Annotated in this window: 20 protein-coding genes; 11 read left to right on the plus strand and 9 right to left on the minus strand. The window is 73.4% G+C overall.

Annotation, left to right across the window (positions count from 1 at the left end):
• The first annotated feature begins 78 nt into the window (after positions 1-78).
• Together ACIA8L_RS29785 and ACIA8L_RS29790 are read left to right on the plus strand one after the other, a co-directional pair.
• Entirely contained in the window at positions 79-885 is an 807-nt protein-coding gene (locus ACIA8L_RS29785; RefSeq protein ID WP_395909846.1) for an SDR family NAD(P)-dependent oxidoreductase, read from the plus strand.
• 73 nt (positions 886-958) lie between these two features.
• Positions 959-1,306: a winged helix-turn-helix transcriptional regulator gene (locus ACIA8L_RS29790; RefSeq protein WP_395909847.1), complete on the plus strand. Its 348-nt coding sequence runs from the start codon at positions 959-961 to the stop codon at positions 1,304-1,306.
• A 1-nt stretch (position 1,307) separates the two neighbouring features.
• Here ACIA8L_RS29790 and ACIA8L_RS29795 read toward each other — a convergent pair whose 3' ends face one another.
• From ACIA8L_RS29795 to ACIA8L_RS29805, 3 genes are read right to left on the minus strand one after another with little or no spacing between them, the layout of a single operon-like run.
• Entirely contained in the window at positions 1,308-2,186 is an 879-nt protein-coding gene (locus ACIA8L_RS29795; RefSeq protein WP_395909848.1) for an alpha/beta fold hydrolase, read from the minus strand.
• 20 nt (positions 2,187-2,206) lie between these two features.
• Positions 2,207-3,340, minus strand: a complete 1,134-nt coding sequence (locus ACIA8L_RS29800) for an epoxide hydrolase family protein (RefSeq protein ID WP_395909849.1) — start codon at positions 3,338-3,340, stop codon at positions 2,207-2,209.
• 20 nt (positions 3,341-3,360) lie between these two features.
• Positions 3,361-3,795 (minus strand): Lrp/AsnC family transcriptional regulator, encoded by a 435-nt coding sequence (locus ACIA8L_RS29805; RefSeq protein ID WP_395909850.1) that lies wholly within the window; start codon positions 3,793-3,795, stop codon positions 3,361-3,363.
• A 102-nt stretch (positions 3,796-3,897) separates the two neighbouring features.
• On the opposite strand from ACIA8L_RS29805, the gene ACIA8L_RS29810 reads away from it, so the two are divergent.
• Both ACIA8L_RS29810 and ACIA8L_RS29815 read left to right on the plus strand, forming a co-directional pair.
• Complete coding sequence (locus tag ACIA8L_RS29810; RefSeq protein ID WP_395909851.1) at positions 3,898-5,139, plus strand: serine hydrolase domain-containing protein; 1,242 nt, start codon at positions 3,898-3,900, stop codon at positions 5,137-5,139.
• 219 nt (positions 5,140-5,358) lie between these two features.
• Positions 5,359-5,901 (plus strand): GTP-binding protein, encoded by a 543-nt coding sequence (locus ACIA8L_RS29815; RefSeq protein WP_395909852.1) that lies wholly within the window; start codon positions 5,359-5,361, stop codon positions 5,899-5,901.
• A 43-nt stretch (positions 5,902-5,944) separates the two neighbouring features.
• Here ACIA8L_RS29815 and ACIA8L_RS29820 read toward each other — a convergent pair whose 3' ends face one another.
• The 3 genes from ACIA8L_RS29820 to ACIA8L_RS29830 all read right to left on the minus strand — a co-directional run bounded on the left by ACIA8L_RS29820 (position 5,945) and on the right by ACIA8L_RS29830 (position 9,548).
• A complete protein-coding gene (locus ACIA8L_RS29820) occupies positions 5,945-7,282 on the minus strand; it encodes an MFS transporter (protein WP_395909853.1) in 1,338 nt (445 codons plus the stop codon).
• A 97-nt stretch (positions 7,283-7,379) separates the two neighbouring features.
• Positions 7,380-8,786: a glycoside hydrolase family 6 protein gene (locus ACIA8L_RS29825; RefSeq protein WP_395909854.1), complete on the minus strand. Its 1,407-nt coding sequence runs from the start codon at positions 8,784-8,786 to the stop codon at positions 7,380-7,382.
• Positions 8,787-8,909: 123 nt separating this feature from the next.
• Entirely contained in the window at positions 8,910-9,548 is a 639-nt protein-coding gene (locus ACIA8L_RS29830; RefSeq protein ID WP_395909855.1) for a hypothetical protein, read from the minus strand.
• A 147-nt stretch (positions 9,549-9,695) separates the two neighbouring features.
• On the opposite strand from ACIA8L_RS29830, the gene ACIA8L_RS29835 reads away from it, so the two are divergent.
• Together ACIA8L_RS29835 and ACIA8L_RS29840 are read left to right on the plus strand one after the other, a co-directional pair.
• Positions 9,696-11,540 (plus strand): histidine kinase, encoded by a 1,845-nt coding sequence (locus ACIA8L_RS29835; RefSeq protein ID WP_395909856.1) that lies wholly within the window; start codon positions 9,696-9,698, stop codon positions 11,538-11,540.
• Entirely contained in the window at positions 11,537-12,184 is a 648-nt protein-coding gene (locus ACIA8L_RS29840) for a response regulator (RefSeq protein WP_395909857.1), read from the plus strand. The genes ACIA8L_RS29835 and ACIA8L_RS29840 overlap by 4 nt, the downstream gene beginning before the upstream one ends.
• Here the strand turns inward: ACIA8L_RS29840 and ACIA8L_RS29845 are convergent.
• On the minus strand, positions 12,181-13,422 hold the full coding sequence (locus ACIA8L_RS29845) for an ATP-binding protein (protein WP_395909858.1): 1,242 nt from the start codon (positions 13,420-13,422) through the stop codon (positions 12,181-12,183). The genes ACIA8L_RS29840 and ACIA8L_RS29845 overlap by 4 nt on opposite strands.
• Positions 13,419-14,066 carry a response regulator transcription factor gene (locus ACIA8L_RS29850; protein WP_395909859.1) on the minus strand — a complete coding sequence of 216 codons (648 nt, stop codon included), beginning with the start codon at positions 14,064-14,066 and terminating at the stop codon, positions 13,419-13,421. The genes ACIA8L_RS29845 and ACIA8L_RS29850 overlap by 4 nt, the downstream gene beginning before the upstream one ends.
• An 88-nt stretch (positions 14,067-14,154) precedes the next feature.
• On the opposite strand from ACIA8L_RS29850, the gene ACIA8L_RS29855 reads away from it, so the two are divergent.
• Genes ACIA8L_RS29855 through ACIA8L_RS29870 form a run of 4 tightly spaced genes read left to right on the plus strand, consistent with a single transcriptional unit; the run spans position 14,155 to position 17,823 of the window.
• Positions 14,155-14,913: a hypothetical protein gene (locus ACIA8L_RS29855; protein ID WP_395909860.1), complete on the plus strand. Its 759-nt coding sequence runs from the start codon at positions 14,155-14,157 to the stop codon at positions 14,911-14,913.
• Positions 14,910-15,959 (plus strand): peptidoglycan-binding protein, encoded by a 1,050-nt coding sequence (locus ACIA8L_RS29860; protein WP_395909861.1) that lies wholly within the window; start codon positions 14,910-14,912, stop codon positions 15,957-15,959. The genes ACIA8L_RS29855 and ACIA8L_RS29860 overlap by 4 nt, the downstream gene beginning before the upstream one ends.
• Positions 15,956-16,636 carry an ABC transporter ATP-binding protein gene (locus ACIA8L_RS29865; protein WP_395909862.1) on the plus strand — a complete coding sequence of 227 codons (681 nt, stop codon included), beginning with the start codon at positions 15,956-15,958 and terminating at the stop codon, positions 16,634-16,636. Before ACIA8L_RS29860 ends, ACIA8L_RS29865 begins: the two co-directional genes overlap by 4 nt.
• A complete protein-coding gene (locus tag ACIA8L_RS29870) occupies positions 16,633-17,823 on the plus strand; it encodes an ABC transporter permease (RefSeq protein ID WP_395909863.1) in 1,191 nt (396 codons plus the stop codon). The genes ACIA8L_RS29865 and ACIA8L_RS29870 overlap by 4 nt, the downstream gene beginning before the upstream one ends.
• Positions 17,824-17,846: 23 nt before the next feature.
• Here ACIA8L_RS29870 and ACIA8L_RS29875 read toward each other — a convergent pair whose 3' ends face one another.
• Positions 17,847-18,824 carry an SDR family NAD(P)-dependent oxidoreductase gene (locus ACIA8L_RS29875; RefSeq protein ID WP_395909864.1) on the minus strand — a complete coding sequence of 326 codons (978 nt, stop codon included), beginning with the start codon at positions 18,822-18,824 and terminating at the stop codon, positions 17,847-17,849.
• 52 nt (positions 18,825-18,876) lie between these two features.
• On the opposite strand from ACIA8L_RS29875, the gene ACIA8L_RS29880 reads away from it, so the two are divergent.
• Positions 18,877-19,440, plus strand: a complete 564-nt coding sequence (locus tag ACIA8L_RS29880; RefSeq protein WP_395909865.1) for a TetR/AcrR family transcriptional regulator — start codon at positions 18,877-18,879, stop codon at positions 19,438-19,440.
• Positions 19,441-19,480 lie beyond the last annotated feature (40 nt).

Raw genomic sequence — 19,480 nt, forward strand, 5'->3', positions numbered from 1 at the left:
ACGCGTGATGCGGTTTGGGCATGACGCAGTACCAACCGGGTCTTTGACGCTTCCGGCGCCGCGCCCTTGACTCGGCTCATGAGTGCTCCTGACTACGGTGTGCAAACCGTCCTGCTCACCGGCGCGAGCTCGGGCATCGGCGCCGCCTTCGCCACCGCCCTGGCCGCCCGCGGCGCCGATCTCGTCCTCGTCGCCCGCCGCGCCGACCGGCTGACCGCGCTGGCCGGCGAACTGCGCCGCGCCCACGGTGTCCGGGCCGAGACGGTGCCCTTCGACCTGTCCCGGCCGGACGCCGGCCCGGCCCTTCACCGGGCCGTCGCCGACCGTGGCGTCACGGTGACCAGCCTGATCAACAACGCCGCCGTCGGCTCGTTCGCCCTGTTCGCCGACGCCGACCCCGCCCGCCTGGCCGCCGAGCTCGCCGTGGACGTCGCCGCACCGGTCCAGCTGACCGCGGCGTTCCTGCCCGGGATCCTGGCCGCCGGCAACGGCTTCATCGTCAACGTCGCGGGCGTGTCGGCCTACCTGCCCTCACCGCGGATGGCCGTGTACAGCGCCGCCAAGGCGTTCGTGTCGAGCTTCACGGAGTCGCTGTGGGCGGAGCTGCGCGGCACCGGCGTCACCGTGCTCGCCGTCGGCCCGGGCGCCACGGCCACCGAGTTCACGGCCGGGATGGGCCCGGACGCCGGTGTCCTGACGTCCAGGCGGCTCCGCACTCCCGGTGACGTCGTCGCCACCGCGCTGGCCCACCTCGACCGCCGCGATCCGGGCCCGACCGTCATCGACGGGCGTTCGAACCGGCTCGCCCTGTCCGCCAGCCGCCTGATGACCCGCCGCCGCCGCGCCCTGATGATGCGGCGCGTCTTCGCGCCGGCCCAAGGCTGACGCCGTTGCGGTCCCCCGGCTATCCCGTTGGCGCCGGGAGCGGTCGCGACGGGACCGCTGCGGCCGGGGTGCCGTGCCAGAGCAAAGTGCGTTTGCGGCGGTACTGTCCGGGCAGCACCCGCATCACCAGGAAGCGGGGCAGTGCCGGCACGAGCTGCCGCACGTAGTCGCCCGCCGCCTCGTCGAGCCCGTCGAGCACCCAGTGGGCCTGCTCGGCGAGGACGGTCAGCCCCTTCGGCTCTCCGACCGCCTGCTGTCCCAGCGCCTGAAGGAGCTCGAAACCTTCGACCTCCTGCGCCGCGACGTCATCCCGTCGACCCCGGTCCAGATCCTCTACGAACCCTCCACGACCGGCGCGGAGCTCGTCAACGCCCTGCGGCCGCTGATCGCCTGGAGCGCGACCAGGCTCCAGGACCAGTGACTCACCGTACCGCCGCCAGCAGTGACACCACCGCCGCGGTGAACGAGTGGGGCTGCTCCTGTGGTGGGTTGTGCCCGACGCCCGCCAGGGCAAGGCCGCGGAACGGCCCGGCGAACTGCTCGCGGTCGTCGTCGGGCCGGTTGGTCACGAAACCGTCGGCGTCGGGGGCGAGCGAGACCGTGGGCACGTCGATGCGGGGCCGGGTGGCCAGTCGCCGTTCGGTCGCGGCGTAGGCCGGGTCGTCCGGTGCCGCGCCGAACCGGTGCCGGTACGAGTGCACGACGACGTCGACGAAGTCGGGATTGTGCAGACTCGGCGCGGACCGTGCGAACTCGGTGTCGGCCTGCGCCCAGGTCGGCGACCAGTCCCGCCACAACAGGTGGCACAGCGCCTCCCGGTGCTGGTCCAGGCCGCGGCGGCCGAGTTCGGTCTGCAGGTAGTGCTGATACCACTTCGCCTTCTCCCGCGCCGGTGGCTCCGGCTGCTCGGCGGCGGCGAGGTCCTGCACGTTGTAACCGCCGACGGTGACCAGGCCGGCCACCCGCTCGGGATACAGCGCGGCGACGATGCACGCGGCCCGGCCGCCCCAGTCGTAGCCGCCGACCACCGCCCGCTCGATGCCCAGGGCGTCGAGCAGATCGACGAGGTCGTGGGCCAGGGCCGCCTGCTGACCCGATCGTGGCGTGGCGGCCGACCGGAACCGGGTCGGGCCGAAGCCGCGCAGATAGGGTACGACGACTCGGCCGCCGGCCGCCGCGACGTACGGGCCGACCTCGCGATAGCTGCGTACGTCGTACGGGAAACCGTGCAACAGCACGACGGGTGTACCGTCGCCGGGCCCCCAGGCGTGGTAGGCGATGTCGAGTACCGGCGTCGACACGTGCCGGACCGGTGGCGGGTTCACCGCAACGCCCGGAAGAACTGCCGCATGTCCTCGGCCACCAGCTGGGGCTCCTCCCACTCGATGAAGTGCCCGCCCCGGTCGACGGCGGTCCACCGGTCGACGCGCGCGGCGCGCTCCACCCACTCGCGGGGCGTCGGGAACATGTCCTTCGACGACATGAGCCAGGCCGCCGGCACGTCCGGCCGGCGGGGCTGTTCGCGTTCGGTCTCGTAGTACATCCGGATCGATGAGCCGATCGTGGCGGTGAACCAGTAGACGCTGATGTTGGTCAGCAGCTGGTCCTTGGTGAAGCGGCGTTCGACGTCGCGCCCGTCGGGGCCTTCGCAGTCACTCCAGCGGCGGAACTTCTCGAGTATCCAGCCGGCCAGCCCGACCGGCGAGTCGTTGAGCGCATACGCGAGCGTCTGCGGCCTGGTCGACTGCTGCCCGCCGTAGCCGACCTCGACGGCTCGCCACCGGCGCACGTCCTCGATGTACTGCCGGACGGCGGGGCTGGGCCGCGCCGGCGGGTCGTCGGCCCGGGGCGTGGTGCCACTCAGATGCAGGCCGACCACGGCCTCCGGATAGAACGCGCCCAGCTGCTCGGCGACGCTCGCACCGAAGTCGCTGCCCCGCACCGCGTATCGGCGGTAGCCCAGCTGCCGGGTCATCAACCGGTGGAACCGGTGCGCCATGGCCACCGCGCCCAGGCCGGGCCGCCGCGCCGCGTCGGAGAACGCGAACCCGGGCAGCGAGCCGACCACGACGTCGAACGCGTCCCCGGCCGCGCCACCGTGCGCGGCCGGGTCGGTGAGCAACGGCAGCAGGTCGAGCATCTGCACGAACGAGCCGGGCCAGCCGTGCAGGACGAGCACCGGCAGCGGCGCCGGGCCGCGTCCCCGTTCCAGCACCCCGTGGACACGCCGGCCGTCGACGGCGATCCCGAACTGCGCGAAGGTGTTGAGCCGGCGCTCCTGGGCCCGCCAGTCGAACGTCGTGGCCCAATAGTCGGTGATCTCCCGTAGATACCCCGGGTCCGTGCCGTACTCCCAGCCGGCGCCGTCGACGGCGTCGGGCCATCGGGTGCGGCGAAGCCGATCGCGGAGGTCGGCGACCGCGGTGTCGGTAACAGCGATCCGGAACGGCTCCATCGTCCTACCGCCTCCACATGTCACAGGGTGATGCGGCCCATCAAGGTGTTGAGCATGACCTGCGAGCGGGTCTGCCTGACCAGCGGGTGGCGGCGCAGGTCGATCAGCAGCGACTCGAGGTGGTCGGTGCCGTCGGTCTGCACCAGCATGACGACGTCGCTGTCGCCGGCGACGGTGAAGGCGACCAGCACCTCGGGCCGGTCCTGGAACACGCGGATGATGTCCTCGCGCTCCGTCTGCCCGGCGCAGAACAGCTCGACGAGGGCGTGCAGCTTGCGCGCGCCGGGCTCGGCGACGATCGCCGTGTAGCCCTTGATGACGCCGTCGCGCTCGAGGCGGCCGATCCGGCGCTTGACCGCGGGCACCGACAGCGCGACCGACCGCGCGATGTCGGTGAGGCTCATCCGCCCGTCGACGACGAGCAGATTCAGAATGTTGCGGTCGATGGCGTCCATGTTCAAAAACTAACGACGTTTACCAGTTTCGCAACTGTTCCTTGCGCTGCGGCGTCAATAGCGTTGGGGGGTACTGACCGAGCGTCGAACGAGGAGTGGACCATGACGACGCCCAGGCGTTTCCCGCGGCTGTTCAAGGCCGGCACCGCCCTGGCCGCCCTGCTGGGTCTGCTGAGCATCGGCGCCTACGCGGCCCCGGACGCGGCCGCGGCGAGCGGTTCGGCGCTGGCCCGGCTGGTCGACGCGGACATCGCGGCCGGCGCGCCCGGCGTCGTCGTCCGCATCGACGACGGGCGGCACCGGCCCGTGACCATCGCCCGCCAGGCGGCGTGGACCCGGGCCGATCATCGCCTCGCCGCCGGCGATCAGTTCCGCATGGGCTCCAACACCAAGACGATGGTGGCGACCGTGGCGCTGCAGCTGGTGGCCGAGGGGCGGCTGCGGCTGAGCGATCCGGTCGAGCGGTACCTGCCCGGGCTCGTCGCCAACGGCCGGGCGATCACCGTGCGGATGCTGCTCAACCACACCAGCGGACTGCCCGATCTCTTCGCGGAGCTGGACAAGGGGTGGTTCGACCTCGAGGTGCTGCACGCGATCACCGGTCAGGTGCAGCGCGACTGGACCCCGCAGCAGCTGCTCGCCCGGGCCGCGACCCACCCGGTCAACTTCCCGCCGGGGGACCACTACTCGTACAGCAACACCAACTACGTCGCGCTCGGCCTGATCCTCGAGCGGGTCACCGGTGACAGCGTCGCGCACCTGCTGCAGCGGCGGATCCTGCGCCCGCTCGGCCTGCACGACACATACCTCGCGACCGACGGCCGGTCCCGCGACGGGGACCGGCTCGCCCACGGCTACGAGCCCGACGCCGCGCACCTGGCCCCGCTGCTGGAGGTGTTCGGCGCCCCGGCCGACACCGCGTTCGCCGGGCCGGTGCACGACGAGCACGTCGACGTGACCGCGATCAGCCCGGCCTGGGCGTGGGCGGCCGGCGCGATGGTGTCGACACCCCGCGACTGGGACCGGTTCCTGAGCGCGCTGCTGTCGGGCCGGCTCCTGCCGCCCGCGCAGCTGGCCGAGATGCGCACGACGGTCGAGGACCCGACGAGCGGCGGCACGACGCGATACGGGCTCGGCCTCATGCGCTACACCAACGCGTGCGGCACGGTCTGGGGCCACACCGGCGGCATCCCCGGGTTCGGCAGCCAGAACTACACCGACGCGACCGGCCGCCGCACGGTCACCGTGGTCACCACGACCCAGTTCGGTGCCAAGTTCCCGGACCTCATGGCGGCCGACCAGCGCATGGTCGACGCCGCCGTGTGCGTGATGCTCGGCCGGTAGATTGGCCGCCGGTTGTCGCACTTCCTGTGCGACAACCCGGGGCGTGTGCGCCGAAGACTCACGGGCGTGGGGCATTGATGGATTTCAGGCCCCACCGCCCTCGCTGCGCACACGTCGACGGAACCGGAGGTTCCATGCGCCAGGCAGGCAGGCGTACGTCCCGGCCCGGCACGATCCGGCACCGGCTGACCAGAATCCTGGCGATGCCCCTCCATCGCCGTGCTGCTCGGCGGCTTCGGCGTCGGCAAGACCACGTTCATCGGAGCCATCTCCGAGATCGAGCCCCTCATGACCGACGCCCCGATGACCGACCGCTCGATCGGCGTGGACGACGCATCGGCCCTGCCGGACAAGACCACGACCACCGTGGCCCTCGACTTCGGCCGCATCGGCCTGGACGACACGCTGGTGCTGTACCTGTTCGGAACCCCGGGCCAGGACCGCTTCGCCTTCCTGTGGGACGACCTGGTGGACGGCGCACTCGGCGCGGTCGTGCTGGTCGGCACCCGCCGCCTCGAGGACTGCTTCCCGGCCGTGGACTACTTCGAGGAGCGCGCGGTCCCGTTCCTGGTGGCCGTCAACCGCTTCGACGGTGCCGCCCGCTTCGACCTCAACGAGGTCCGCGAGGCCCTCGACACGCAGGACCCGATCCCGATCGTCGAGTGCGACGCCCGGTCCCGTAGCTCGGTCCAGGACGTGCTGGTCGCCCTGGTCGAGGAGATCATCATGGTCCGCCTCGCCGCCACCGCCGGCTCGCACTGACTCGCACCGCCGACCACACCGTCGCCGGCCGGTTCCGTTGCCATCACGACGGCGTGGGCCGCTGCCGCAGCGCTGAGTCCGGGTCGGCCTCGGCCGGCGGTTGCGCCGCGGGCCAGTTCGGCCCAGGCGGGGTCTCGCTCGATTCCGGTGCCCGCTCGGCCGCCGGTGCCGGCAGTGTGAGCGCGAGGAGGATGCTGACCGCCACGATGGCGATAGCCGTGTCGGCCGCGACGGTCAGGCCGAGGCCGGCGGCGACCGCGCCGCCGGCAACCGCCCCGATCACCGTGGCGAGCATTTCGACGCTCGCGTATGCCGAACTGACTCGGCCCAGGACCTGATCGGGGGTGTATCGCTGGATCAACGTCTGCACGACCACGAGCACCGCGCCGCCGGTGACACCGACAGCGCAGATGGACAGCAGAGCTATCGGACGTTGCTGCGAATGGAACAGGCCGATGAAGCTGAGGTTGGCCGCGGCCAGCGCGGCGGCCAGCGCTCGGTGCGGTCTGGCCGCGTCGGCCATCCGCCGGGCCGGCGGGGCACCGATCAGAAAGCCGGCACCGAGCGCGGAGAACAAGAGGCCGACCAGGGCGGCGTCGCCGTGCAGGCGTTGGTAGACGTACGGCACCAGCAGGACGGTGAGGGTGCTGTTGCCGAGCAGGAAGACCGCCGACGAGGCCAGCAGCCGAATGAGCAGGACGCTGCGCCACAGGACCTGGGCGCCCTCGGCGAGGTCTCGTCGTACGGCGCGCAGCCGCCGCACTGGGCGTCCGTGACCTGGACCGCCGGCGGTGCCGGCCCGCAGCGTCGACGGTGAGTAGCGCACGGCGAGCAGCGCTACCGCGGAGACGACATAGGTGGCCATATCGATGAGCACCAGCGCGTCGAAGCCGAGCAGGAGGTAGAGCGCGCCACCGAGGGGGCCACCGGCCAGCCGGACGATCCCGCCGGCCAGCGTGTACAGGGCGTTGGCCGCGGACAGGTCGGCTCCCCGGCCCACCAGACCGGGCAGGAGTGCTCGGTGCGCCGGCAGGAACAGCTGCGCGACGCAGCTCTCCATGAAGACCGTGGCGTACAGCAGCCACAGGTCGCCGGCGCTGTGCACGAACAGGAATCCGACGACGACCAGGGCCCGGAGCAGGTCGCTGAGCAGCATGATCGTTCGCCGGTTCCATTGGTCGGCGGCGACGCCGGCGATCGGCCCGACCAGCAGCGCCGGAACCGTCTGCGCGACGACCGCGGCGCTCGTGCTCGCCACCGACCCGGTGAGCTCGAACACGTATACCGGAATCGCCAGGATGAGCAGCCAATTGCCGAGGTTCGACAGCAGGTGTCCCGACCACATGAGACCGAAGTCCCGCCGCAGCAGGAGCCTATACATGCACCGTCACCATCAGCGGAGGGTACGTAACGGCCGCCCCCGGCCCGGCTGGGGGCGCGGACCGGAGCCGGTCCGCGCCCCCAGGGCAGTGCGTCGCTCAGGAGGTGGTGCAGGTCAGCGTCGGCGTCGAGGCGTTGCCGTTGCCGGTGAAGCCGAACTGGGTCGAGGCGCCCGCCGCGAGCGAGCCGTTGTAGGACATGTTGCGGACCGTCACATTGGAACCGCTGGTGGTGAGGGTGCCGTTCCAGAGCTGGTTGATCGACTGGCCGTTCGCGAGGGTCCAGGTCACGGTCCAGTTGCTGATCGCCGCCGAGCCCGCGGTGACGGTCACGTTGCCCTGGAAGCCGCCCTGCCAGGCGCTCGTGGTCTGGTACGCCGCGTTGCACGCACCGCCACCGCCACCGGTCGAGCGGCTGGGCGACGTCGAGGCCGACGGGGAGGTGGACGCGGACGGGGACGCGCTGGAGCGGCTGGGCGACGGCGAGGCGCTCGAGAAGGTCGGCGTCGGGGACCCGGCCGGCGGGTACGGTGCGCTCGAGGCCAGGCTGTAGGCCAGGCCGGCCTGGAAGCTGCCGGCGGTGTAGGCGCAGCCGTCGGCCTCGCCCGGGGGCTTGATCCACAGGTAGCCGTCGATGTTGGCGTCGCCGGTGTTCAGGGTCGGGTAGTTGCCGATCCGGCGGTCGGTGTTGTCGTCGGCGCACCAGTCGCCGGCCGCGCCACCGTTGCGGCTGGTGTCGATGACCTGGTGCTTGCCGTTGATGCCGCGGCTCTGCAGGTAGGAGATGATCGACCGGCCGTAGTTGGCCTCGTTGCCGGTCGGCTGGAAGTTCGAGACGTTGGTGAAGAACCCGTCGGCGTACTGCACGCCGGCGCCGATCAGCCGGTTGCCCTGCTCCGAAGCGCTGTTCCAGGCCGAGTGGCCGCCGTCGAGGTACACCTTCGCATTGGGGTTGGCCGACTTGAGCGTCTGCACCGCGGTGCTGATCGCCTGGCCCCGCTGCTGGATCTCGCCGCTGCTCAGGCACGTCTGCAGCGCCAGGGCGTCGGTCTCCATGATGACGATGACGGTCCGGTTGCCAAGGCCCCGGGCGTATCCGGAGATCCACTGCTGGTACTGGTTGAGGTCCGGCGCACCACCGGCGCTCGCCCCGCCGCAGTCACGGTTGGGGATCGCGTAGCTCGTCAGGACCGGCACCTGGTTCACGGCGTTGGCGGCGCCCACGAACGAGGAGACCTCGGACTGGATGGTGGAGATGTTGAAGTTCGCCATCCAGCGGGCCTGCGACTGGCTGGCCACCTTGTCGCGGATGACGGCCGTGCGTGAGTCGTTCGGGTTGGCGGCGACCCAGCGCACGACCTGCGAGTCGGGGTCACGGTAGAGGGTGCCGGACAGCGTGCCCGCCGAGGCCGAGCCGACCACGAGCCAGCCGGCGGCGAAGGTGACAGCGGCGAGAGCGGCCGCGGCGGCCACGACCCGGCGCCGATGGAGGCGACCTGTGGACACGGGAGACTCCTTCGATATGGGGCGCCCATCATCGCCACCCACATCGAAGGAGGTCCACTTGCGCGGCGCGCGGAAGCGCTTCGATGGGCAGAAACGCGTGAAACATCCACCAGCCGGCGACGCCTACCGCGTCAGGCCCACCGGCTCCGGGGCGCGCACGGCCGCGCTGCGGGCCGTCACGACCGAGGCCGCGATCAGCCACAGCGGCAGCAGCAGGTAGACGACGACCGCGAGCGGGCCGAGGACGCCGATGACGGCCAGGACCACGGTCAGGACGGCGAACCACTTCGGCAGCGTGGCCGTGCGCAGGCCGCCGAGCCCGAGGCCCCAGAAGGCCGCCACCAGCCCGGCCAGAGCGGGCAGCCAGCCGATCAGGGCGAGCTGGCCGATCGTGGCGGTCGCGGCGGCGTCGTGGGCCTTCGCGGCGTTGGTGAGCGCGATCTGGACGATCCCGAGCGTGCCGAAGCCGGCCGCGGCGACCAGCAGGCCGCCGTGCGCGACCGAGGAGTACGTCGACTCGCCGGCCTCCCCGGCGCGCAGGGACCGGCGGGCCGCGGCCGCGAACAGGATCAGCAGCAGGGCCCCGGCGAGCAGCGCGAACCCGGCGGCGTAGTTCCACCCGGCCGCGCCGGCGACGATGCTCACCGCCTGCGGGTCGGCCGGGTCGTCGGGGGTCTCGGCGGCGGCCAGCTGGACGGCCCAGGCGACCCCGGCCAGGCCGCCCGACCAGGGCAGGAGTTTCTCGAACGCGGATGTCGGCATGTCGGTTCCTCTCAGGTGCGGCGAGCAGCGATGCGCTGACTGTCGCCGCACCCCCGCCCCGGCCGCACGATGCCGATGTCCCGGGCCACCCGGGAACCGTTCCCGGGCATGCTGACAGGCCGGTCGGCGAACACCAGACTGGTTGGCATGCAGCAGGCCCTGGTCTCGTTCGGCGCCGCCGTCCCCGTCGTGGCCGGTCTGCTGGTGCTGCGGTGGCACCCGCGGCATCCGGTCGGCTGGCTGCTGGTGGCGCACGGGCTGTGCTTCTTCGCCGTGCTGTTCCCGCCGGGCCCCGGCTCGTCGGCCGCCGGCCTCGTCGTCGACCAGCTGGCGCAGGGCGCCTGGGTGCTGCTGTTCCTGTGGCTGGTGCTGATCGCCTACCTGCTGCCGGACGGACGGGCGGCGAACCGGTTCTGGCGGTGGTGGGTCCGGGTCGGGCTGGCCGGCGTGGTGATCTTCATGGTGGGTGCGGCCGGTGACCGGCAACAATTCAAGGACGATCACGGGGGTACCGTCCCGCCGGTGCCCTGGCTGCCCGAGCCCATCAGCGGGGGACTGGGCGTCGCCGGTCTCCTGCTGGTGGTGGCGCTGTGCTTCGGCAGCCCGGTCGCCGTGTGGCGGCGGCTGCGGCGGGCCCGGGACGCCCAGCGGCTGCGGCTGCTGTGGCTGGTGTGGGGGACGCTGACGGTGCCGGTCGCGCTGCTGGCCGGGTGGGCCAATCACTTCCTGGCGCCCGCCGTGCCGGTGTTCCCGTTCGCGCTCGGACTGGTGGCGGTGGGTCTGCCGATCACCGTCGGCATTGCGATTCTGCGGTACCGCCTGTTCGACATCGAGCTCGTGCTGTCGCGGACGCTGACCTACCTGCTCCTCGTGGCCGCGGTGATCGTCGTCTACGCGCTGCTGCTGCTCGGGGCCGCGCGCCTCACCGGGCACGACACGCTGGGCGGCCTGCTCGCCGTGGGCGTCGTGGCGGTGACCGTCCACCCGGCGTACTCGTTCCTGCGGCGGCACATCGAGCGGTGGGTCTACGGCCTGCGCTCCGACCCCAGGGCGGCGATCCGGCTGCTCGCCGACCGCGCCGACGCCGCCGACCCCAACGGGCTGGTCGCGGCCGTGACCGACGCCGTGGCGGCCGCCCTGCGGGTGGATCGGGTCCGGATCGAGCGCGCGATGCCGCCCGATGACGGCACACTGCGCGAGCCGATGGTGCACCGGGGCGAGCGGATCGGCTACCTCGCCGTCGACGTGCCGCCGGGACGGCAGTTCGCGCGGCCGGACCTGGATCTGGTCGAGGACCTGGCCCGCTACGCGGCCGTCGTGGTCCGCTCCGGGCAGCTCAACGACGAGCTGCGGGAGTCGCGCAGCCGCATCGTCGCGGCCCGGGAGGAGGAGCGCCGGCGGCTGCGCCGGGACCTGCACGACGGCGTCGGCCCGTCGCTGGCTGCGGTCGTGCTGAAGCTCAACGCCACCCAGTCGCGTCCGGACACGGCCGAGCGCAACGCGCTGATCGCCGAGACGCGCGACGAGGTCAAGGCGGCCATCGCGGAGGTACGGCGGCTCGTCGACGACCTCCGCCCGCCCGCCATCGACGAGGTCGGCCTGCTCGGCGCCGTCCGCCAGCGCGCGGCCGCCCTGACCGGCGAGGTCACGTTCGAGGTCACCGGGCCGCCGGCGCTCCCGCCGCTGCCGGCCGCGGTCGAGGTCGCGGCGTTCCGGATCGCCTCGGAGGCGATGACCAACGTCGTGCGGCACGCGGGGGCGACCCGCTGCCGGATCGCGGTCGAGGTCGGCGGGGTGTTCGAGCTGACCGTCGCCGACAACGGCCACGGCATCGGCCCGGCCGCGACCGGCGGGGTGGGCTGGACGTCGATGCGGGAACGGGCGGCCGAGCTCGGGGGCAGCTGTACGATCACCAGTCGTCCCGAGGGAGGCCTGATCGTGCGGGCCGTCCTGCCGCTGCACGCCGACCGGCCCGAGGAGGTCCAGGCATGATCCGGCTGCTCGTCGTCGACGACCACCCGGCCTACCGCCGCGGCCTGGAGCTGATGCTGACCGGGTCGGCCGACATCGCGATCGTCGGCGAGGCCGACACCGGCGACCGCGCCCTCGAGGTGGCCGCGTCGGTGGCGCCGGACGTGGTCCTGATGGACATCCGGATGCCGGGCCTGGACGGCATCGAGGCGACCCGCCGGCTGGTCCGGTCCGGCTCACCCGCGGCCGTCGTGGTGCTCACGATGTTCGAGGACGACGACTCGGTCTTCGCCGCGATGCGCGCCGGCGCCCGCGGCCACCTGCTCAAGGGCGCCGAGCAGGATGAGATCGAGCGGGCCATCCGGGCCGCGGCGGCCGGCGAGGCGATCTTCGGCCCGCAGATCGCGGCCCGGGTCATCGCCCACTTCGCCACCGGCGCCGGCTCGAGCGCCGCCGCATTCCCGTCCCTCACCGAACGCGAACGCGAGGTCCTGGAGATGGTCGCGGCCGGCAAGGGCAACGCGACGATCGCACACGAGCTGATGATCAGCCTCAAGACCGTCCGCAACCACGTCGCCAACATCTTCACCAAGCTGCAGGTGTCCGAGCGCGCGCAGGCGATCGTCAAGGCCCGCGAGGCCGGCCTCGGCGGCACCGCAACCTAGCGCCGCCCGGGACCGACCGGCTCCGGGTCGATGGCCGGGAGCAGCACCGTGATCCGCAGGCCGCCGCCGGTGTTGGGCTGGGCGTCCACCGTGCCCTGATGGACCTGCGCGATGGCGGCGACGATGGCCAGGCCCAGGCCGGAGCCGTGCTCGCCGGTGCGCGCGCCGAGGCGGTGGAACGGCTGGAACAGGGCCGCGACCGAGTCGGGGGCCACGACCGGCCCCCGGTTGGCGATCTCCAGCCGGACGTGGCCGCGGACCGTCGAGGTGGTCAGCCACACGTCGCCGCCGGGCTCGTTGTAGCGCACCGCGTTGTCGACGAGGTTGGCGGCGAGCCGTTCGAGCAGGACGGGGTCGCCGGCGGTCGGGGCCGGTTCGAGGGCCACGTGGGCGTGGCGGTCGCGCAGGTCGGCGCCGTCCAGGACGTCCTCGACCACGGTGGCCAGGTCGGCCGGCTCGCGCACGGCCAGGCCGGCGCTGCTGCGGGCGAGGGTCAGCAGCGCCTCGATGAGCACTTCGGCGTGGTCGACGGCGGCGCGGACGTCCCGGGCCATGCCGACCAGCTCGGCCTCGGTCGGCGCGGGCTTGGCCAGGACCACGTCGACGCTCGTGCGCATCACCGTCAGGGGTGTGCGCAGCTCGTGGCTGGCGTTGGCGATGAACTGCCGCTGCCCGGCGAAGGCCCGCTGCAGCCGCTCGAGCATCGAGTCGAACGTGTCGGCGAGCTCGCGCAGTTCGTCGCGGGGGCCGCCGAGGGCGACCCGGGCCGCCAGGTTGTGCTCCGACGCGGACCGGGCGGCGGTGGTGAGGCGGTGCACGGGGCGCAGCACCCGGCCGGCGGCGAACCAGCCGGCGACGGCGGCCAGCAGCGTCGCGGCGGCCAGGCCCAGCCCGCACTGCCACAGCAGCGCGTCCAGGGTGGCCTGGCGCTGGGTCTCCGCGCCGACCAGGACCCCCTCGTCGAACGCCCGCTTGCACTTGGTCCGGAGGTTCTCGTCGCTGGTCGGCACGCCGTTGAGGATCCGGTTGCAGGCGTTGACGAACTCGGGCGGGGGCACGTTGTCCTCGCCCAGCGCCGTCGTGCGGCCGGGCACCTTGTCGCTGGGCGCGGCGGCCAGGGGCAGGTTGGCCGCGAGCAGCCCGTAGGTGATGGCGATGAGTGCCGTGCCGCACAGCGCGAATAGCACGGTGTACAGCAGCGTCAGCCGGACCCGGACCGTGAACCGCGACCGGCTCACAGCCGGTAGCCCCGGCCGACGACGGTCTCGATGAGCGGCGGCGGGCCGAGCTTGCGCCGCAGCCGGGCCAGGGTCACCGAGACGATGTTGCTGAACGGGTCGGCGTTGGCGTCCCAGACGTGTTCGAGGAGCTCCTCGGCGCTGACGAGCGCACCGTCGGCGGCGACGAGCATCTCCAGGACGCCGAACTCCTTGCGGGTCAGCGACAGCGGCCGCCCGCCGCGCCCGGCCCGGTGCCGGGCCCGGTCGACGGTCAGGTCGCCGCGGCGCACGATCGGCGGCGCCGACGGGGAACGCCGGGCCAGGGCCCGGACCCGGGCGACGAGCTCGTGGAACGCGAACGGCTTGCCGAGGTAGTCGTCGGCGCCGAGCTCGAGGCCGTCGACCCGGTCGTCGACGCCACCGGCCGCGGTCAGCATCAGGATGCGGGGGCCGCCGGTGCCGGCGAGGGTCCGGCAGACCTGGTCGCCGTGCACGACCGGCAGGTCGCGGTCGAGCACCACGACGTCGTAGCCGGTCTCGGCGGTCCGGACGAGCGCCGACCCGCCGTCGTAGACGACGTCGACGGCCAGGCCGGCGTCGCGCAGCCCCTCGCCGATGCGCTCGGCGAGCGTCGCGTGATCCTCGACCACCAGCACCCGCATGCCGACCATTGTGCGCCGCCCGGCATGACATCCGTCCTACACGGCTCGTCGCGATGATGTCACGCCTGCGCGAGTACACCTGATGCCCATGCAGATTCGACAGCTCTCGGCAAGCACCGGGGCGGCCATCGCACTGCTCGCCGTGTCCGCCGCCCTCGCATTGACCGGCTGCACCGCGGCCGAACAGCCGCGCGTGCCGACCCTCGGCGGAAGCCACTCGGCGGCCCCGACGACCGGCGGCTGCATCAGCGCCGCCGCCGGCCTCAGCCAGCTCAACGCCGACCTCGCCGAGAAGGCCGGCCCCAGCCCCGGCGTCAAGACCGACAACGGCGGCGGCGGGAACACCGGCGAACCGCTCGGCTACCAGCCGACCTGCGCCGGCGCGACCGGCGACGACCGCAAGAACGCGCTGCACGCCGCGGCCGAGTGCATCCGCCAGCACGGCATCCCGACCTACAAGGACCCGGTGCTGACCGCGGACGGCCACGTCTACACCGACGCGCGCAGCCTGCGCGAGGCCGACGGGACCACCATCCTGGCCGCGGCGGCCGCCTGCGACGCGCAGATCCGCGCGGCCGAGCTCGTCCCCGACGGGCAGGCGCCGGCCCCGCCGAAGCTGGTCCAGGCCGGGGTGCGATCCGCGCAGTGCATGCGGGCGAACGGGCTGCCGAACTTCCGCGACCCGACGGCGAACGACCTCTTCACACCCGGGCACGGGTTCGGGATGCACCCGGAGGACCTGCCGGGGGACAAGAGCGATCCGACGGTACGGCATGCCCTGGACACCTGCCGCTCGGTCCTGGACGACGAGGCCCGTGTCTCCAGCCTCGGAAACCTGGCGTCATGAGGCGCCGGGCTCTGTTCATCGCCGCGGGCGCGGCCGCCGGTGGGGTGCTGATCTGGCGCTTCCCCCGCGCGGCGACGCCGGCGGCGGCCGAGGTGCCGACCACGACGGCGAAGGTGGTCCGCACCGACCTGTCCACCAGCACCCAGGTGTCGGGCGCACTCGGGTACCGCGGCCAGTACGCCGTCCTGCCGCAGGGCGAGGGCGGCACCCTCACCGCCCTGCCCCAGCCGGGTCTGGTCATCAACCGCGACGAGCCCGTGTATGAGGTGGACAACCGCCCGGTCCGGCTCTTCTACGCCGACCGCCCCGCGTTCCGCCCGTTCGAATCCGGGATGACCGCCGGCCCGGACGTGCGGGCCCTGGAGGACAACCTCAAGGCACTCGGCCACCTGTCCACCGTGGACAGCACGTTCACCGCGGCGACGGCGGCGGCGATCCGGCGCTGGCAGCGGGCCACCGGCCAGGCCGTCACCGGCCGGGTCGAGCTCGGCACGGTGACGTTCCAGCCCGGCCCGATCCGGGTCACGACCGTCACCGGGAAGCTCGGCGCCGAGGTCCACGGCGGCGACGAGCTGCTCACCGCGACGTCGACGACGGCCGTGGTCACGATCAACGTCCCGGCCGGGCAGACATACCTGGTGCACCCCGGCGACGCGGTGACCGTCACGATGCCGGACCGCAAGCAGGTGCCGGGCCGGGTGGCCTACCTGTCCCCGGTCGCCGACGAGCCGCAGCAGACCGACAACGGCCGCGGCTCGCCGATCCTCGTCCCCGGCCTCGTCACCCTCGACAACCCGCAGGTCGGCGGCTCCCTGGACCGGGCTCCGGTCCAGGTCAGCATCACCGACGAGACCGTCAAGGACGTCCTGGCGGTGCCGATCACCGCCCTGGTCGCCCTGGCCGGCGGCGGCTACGGCCTCTACCGGCGCGACGGCGCCGAGCGGACCCTGCTCGGCGTCACCACCGGCCTGTTCGCCAACACGCTGGTCGAGGTCCGCGGCGACGGCCTGGCCGAGGGCGACGACGTGGAGGTGCCCGCGCCGTGACCGCCGCCCTGGAACTGCGCGGGGTGGGCAAGACCTACCCGGCCCCGGCCGCCGTCACCGCACTGTCCGATGTGGACCTTTCCGTCGAGCCGGGCGAGTCGGTCGCCATCATCGGCGCGTCCGGGGCCGGCAAGTCGACGCTGCTGAGCATTCTGGGCACCCTGGAGCGGCCCACCGCCGGCACCGTCAGCATCGCCGGCACCGACACGTCGCGGATGTCCGACCCGCAGCTGTCCGCGGTCCGGGCCTGGCACATCGGCTTCGTCTTCCAGCAGTTCTTCCTGCTCGACCACCTCACCGTCCTGGACAACGTGGCTTCCGGCCTGATGTACCGGGGGATGCCGGCCGCCACCCGCCGGGAGCGCGCCACCGAGGCCCTGGACCGCGTCGGCCTGGGCGCCCGGCTGCGGCACCGCCCGGCCCAGCTGTCCGGCGGCGAACGGCAGCGAGTGGCGATCGCCCGGGCCGTCGTCGGCCGCCCGGCCGTCGTTCTCGCCGACGAGCCCACCGGCAACCTCGACACCGCCAACGGCCGCCAGATCGTCGAGCTGCTGGCCGCGCTGCACGACACGACGGTCGTCCTGATCACCCACAACGCGAGCGTGGCCGCGGCCATGCGCCGCCGCATCCGGCTGGAGGACGGCCGGATCGCCGAGGACTCGGGAGCCCCCGCATGACCGTGCGCAGCCGCCTCCGCCCCGCCGACGCCCTCGCCGTCGGCACCGCCGGCCTCGGCGCCCGCCGGGTCCGCGCCACCCTGTCGGCGCTGGGGATCGCCATCGCGATCGCCGCGCTCGTCGCCGTCCTGGGCGTGGCCGAGTCCTCGAAGCGGCAGCTGCTGGACGAGCTCGGCCGGCAGGGCAACCTGCTCACCGTCGCCACCGGCCAGACCTTCGACGGGCGCCCCACTCCGCTGCCCCTGACCGCCCAGCCGATGATCGCCCGCATCCCGCCGGTCCTGGCCACCACCGCCGTCGGCAACATCGACGACGCCACCGTCCGGCGCACCGAACGCATTCCGCCGCAGAACACCAACGGCATCAGCGTCCTGGCCGCCCAGCCGTCACTGCCCGGCACCCTGTCCGCGCACGTCCTGCGCGGCACCTACCTGGGCGCGACGGCCGAGCAGTTCCCGGAGACGGTCCTGGGTTTCGCCGCCGCCCGCAGCCTCGGCATCAACCACGTCGACGCCCAGACCCAGGTCTTCATCGCCGGCCGGTACTTCACCGTGATCGGCGTCCTCGACCAGGTCGGCGTCGCCCCCGAGATCGACACCGCGGCCCTGATCAGCTTCGGCGTCGCCGACCACCTCTTCGGCCTCGGCGGCGTCCCGACCCGCATCTACCTGCGGGTCGACCCCGACCAGGTGGCCGCCGTCGCCGCCGTGCTCGGCCCGACCGCGTCCCCGGAGAACCCCCGGGACGTGCAGGTCCAGCGGCCCTCCGACGTGATCCTGGCCCGGATTCAGGCCAAGGGCGCGTTCGTCGGGCTGTTCCTGGGGCTCGGGGCGATCGCCCTGCTGGTCGCCGGGGTCGGCATCGCCAACATCATGGTGATCTCGGTCCTCGAGCGGCGGGCCGAGATCGGGCTGCGCCGCGCCCTCGGGGCCCGGCGGCGGGACGTGGCGGTGCAGTTCCTGCTGGAGTCGGCGCTGCTGGCGACCATCGGGGGAGTGGCCGGCATCGGCCTGGGGTGCCTGGCGACGCTTGTCGCGGCCCGGTTCGCCGGCAACCCGGTCGCCATCCCGCCCGAGGCTCCCCTCGCCGGCGCGGCCGCGGCCCTGCTGGTGGGCGCCCTGGCCGGGCTCTATCCGGCGGCGCGGGCCGCCCGCCTCCCGCCCGCCGACGCGCTGCGGACGCTCTGAGCGGTGCCGCGGTGCCGGGCCGTTCAGGCGGCGAGGAGCCGGTCGGACACGGTCCACAGGCGCCGGGCCCGCTCGGGGTCCAGGGCCCAGGCCTTGACGCCGTGCGGGTGCTCGGCGAGGGAGGCGTCGTCGGGGACGGTGTAGGCCTCCCGGCAGTCGTCGAGGTAGTGCCCGCCGGTGCCGGCGAACTCGGCGGCGACGGCGGCGACCACGGTCGTCGCGGCGCCCTGCTCGACGCTCTTGTAGGAGAAGATCCCGGCCGCCCGCGCGGCGTCGAGGGACGCCCGCTGCTCGGGGCTGAAGTTGCGCTGCAGTCCGGTCGCGATGCCGCCGGGATTCACGGCGTTCGCCGTGATGCCGTCGCCGGACCAGCGGCGGGTGGCTTCCACGGCGAACAGCGCGTTCGCGGTCTTCGACTGCGCGTAGGCGATCTGCGGGTCGTAGTCGCGGCGGATGAAGTCGAGATCGTCGAAGTCGACGCCGGCCCGCATGTGTGCCGTCGAGCTGAGGGCGACGACGCGGGCGCCACCCAGCTTGGCGCCACCCAGCTCGGCGGCGCCCGCCGCGAGGGCCCGGTGCAGCCCGACGGCGAGGGCGTGGTGCCCGAGGTGGTTCGTCGCGAACTGCAGCTCCCGGCCGTCGCCGGTGCGCCGCAGGCCGGCGGTGACGACGCCCGCGTTGTTGATCAGCAGGTGCAGCGGGCCCGCCCAGGCGCGCACGAACGACGCCACGGAGGCGCGGTCGGCGAGGTCGAGGCGCCCGACGGCGGGGCGGCGCGACGTCGAGCGCTCGATGGCCCGGGCGACCTCGTCGCCGGCCGCGGTGTCGCGGACCGCGAGGGTCACCTGCGCGCCGGCGGCGCTCAGCGCGCGGGCCGTCTCAGCGCCCAGGCCCGAGGAGGCGCCGGTGACGACGGCCCGGATGCCGTGCAGGTCGACGCCGGCCAGGACGTCGGCGGCGGTGCTGGTCGCGGTGAACCGGGTGGTGATCAGATCGCTCATTGGATTCACTATACAAAAACTGCTCAGTTCGTCTAGTTGGTACAGTGAGTGCGTGCCGACATCCGCCGACGTGGTGCCGACGCCGGGTGATGCCGCCCGGCGCGACGCCGTCCTGGAGTCGGCGCTGCGCACCTTCGCCCGGTTCGGCTACCGCAAGACGTCGATGGACGACGTCGCCCGGGAGGCGGCGATCTCCCGGCCGGGCCTCTATTTCCTGTTCTCCTCCAAGCCCAACCTGTTCCGGGCCGCGGCCGACCACGGCATCGAGCGGGACCTCCGCGACGCGCGGCAGGCGTTGCTGGCGCCGGGCCGGCCGCTGGGCGAGCGGATCGCGGCCGCCTTCGACTGCTGGGCCGGCCGCTACGTCGGCCCGCTGCAGGACGTGAACGCGGTCGTGCGCGAGAATCCCGACCTCCTGGGGCCGGTCGCCCGCGGCGGCCCGGACCGGTTCGAGCGGCTGCTCATCGCCGCCCTGCGCGAGGCCGGCGACCGCGAACCCGAAGCGGTCGCGCAGACGCTCGTCAGCGCCTCGATCGGCATCAAGCACCAGACCGCGAGCCGGGACGAGTACCGCGCCCGCATGGCCATCGCGGTCGAGCTCCTGACCCGCCGGTGAAGCTCCGCGCCGCCCGGGCGCACCGCACGCCGGCGGCTCA

It is taken from the genome of Dactylosporangium sp. NPDC051541 (assembly GCF_044454505.1).
Taxonomy (GTDB): Bacteria; Actinomycetota; Actinomycetes; order Mycobacteriales; family Micromonosporaceae; genus Dactylosporangium.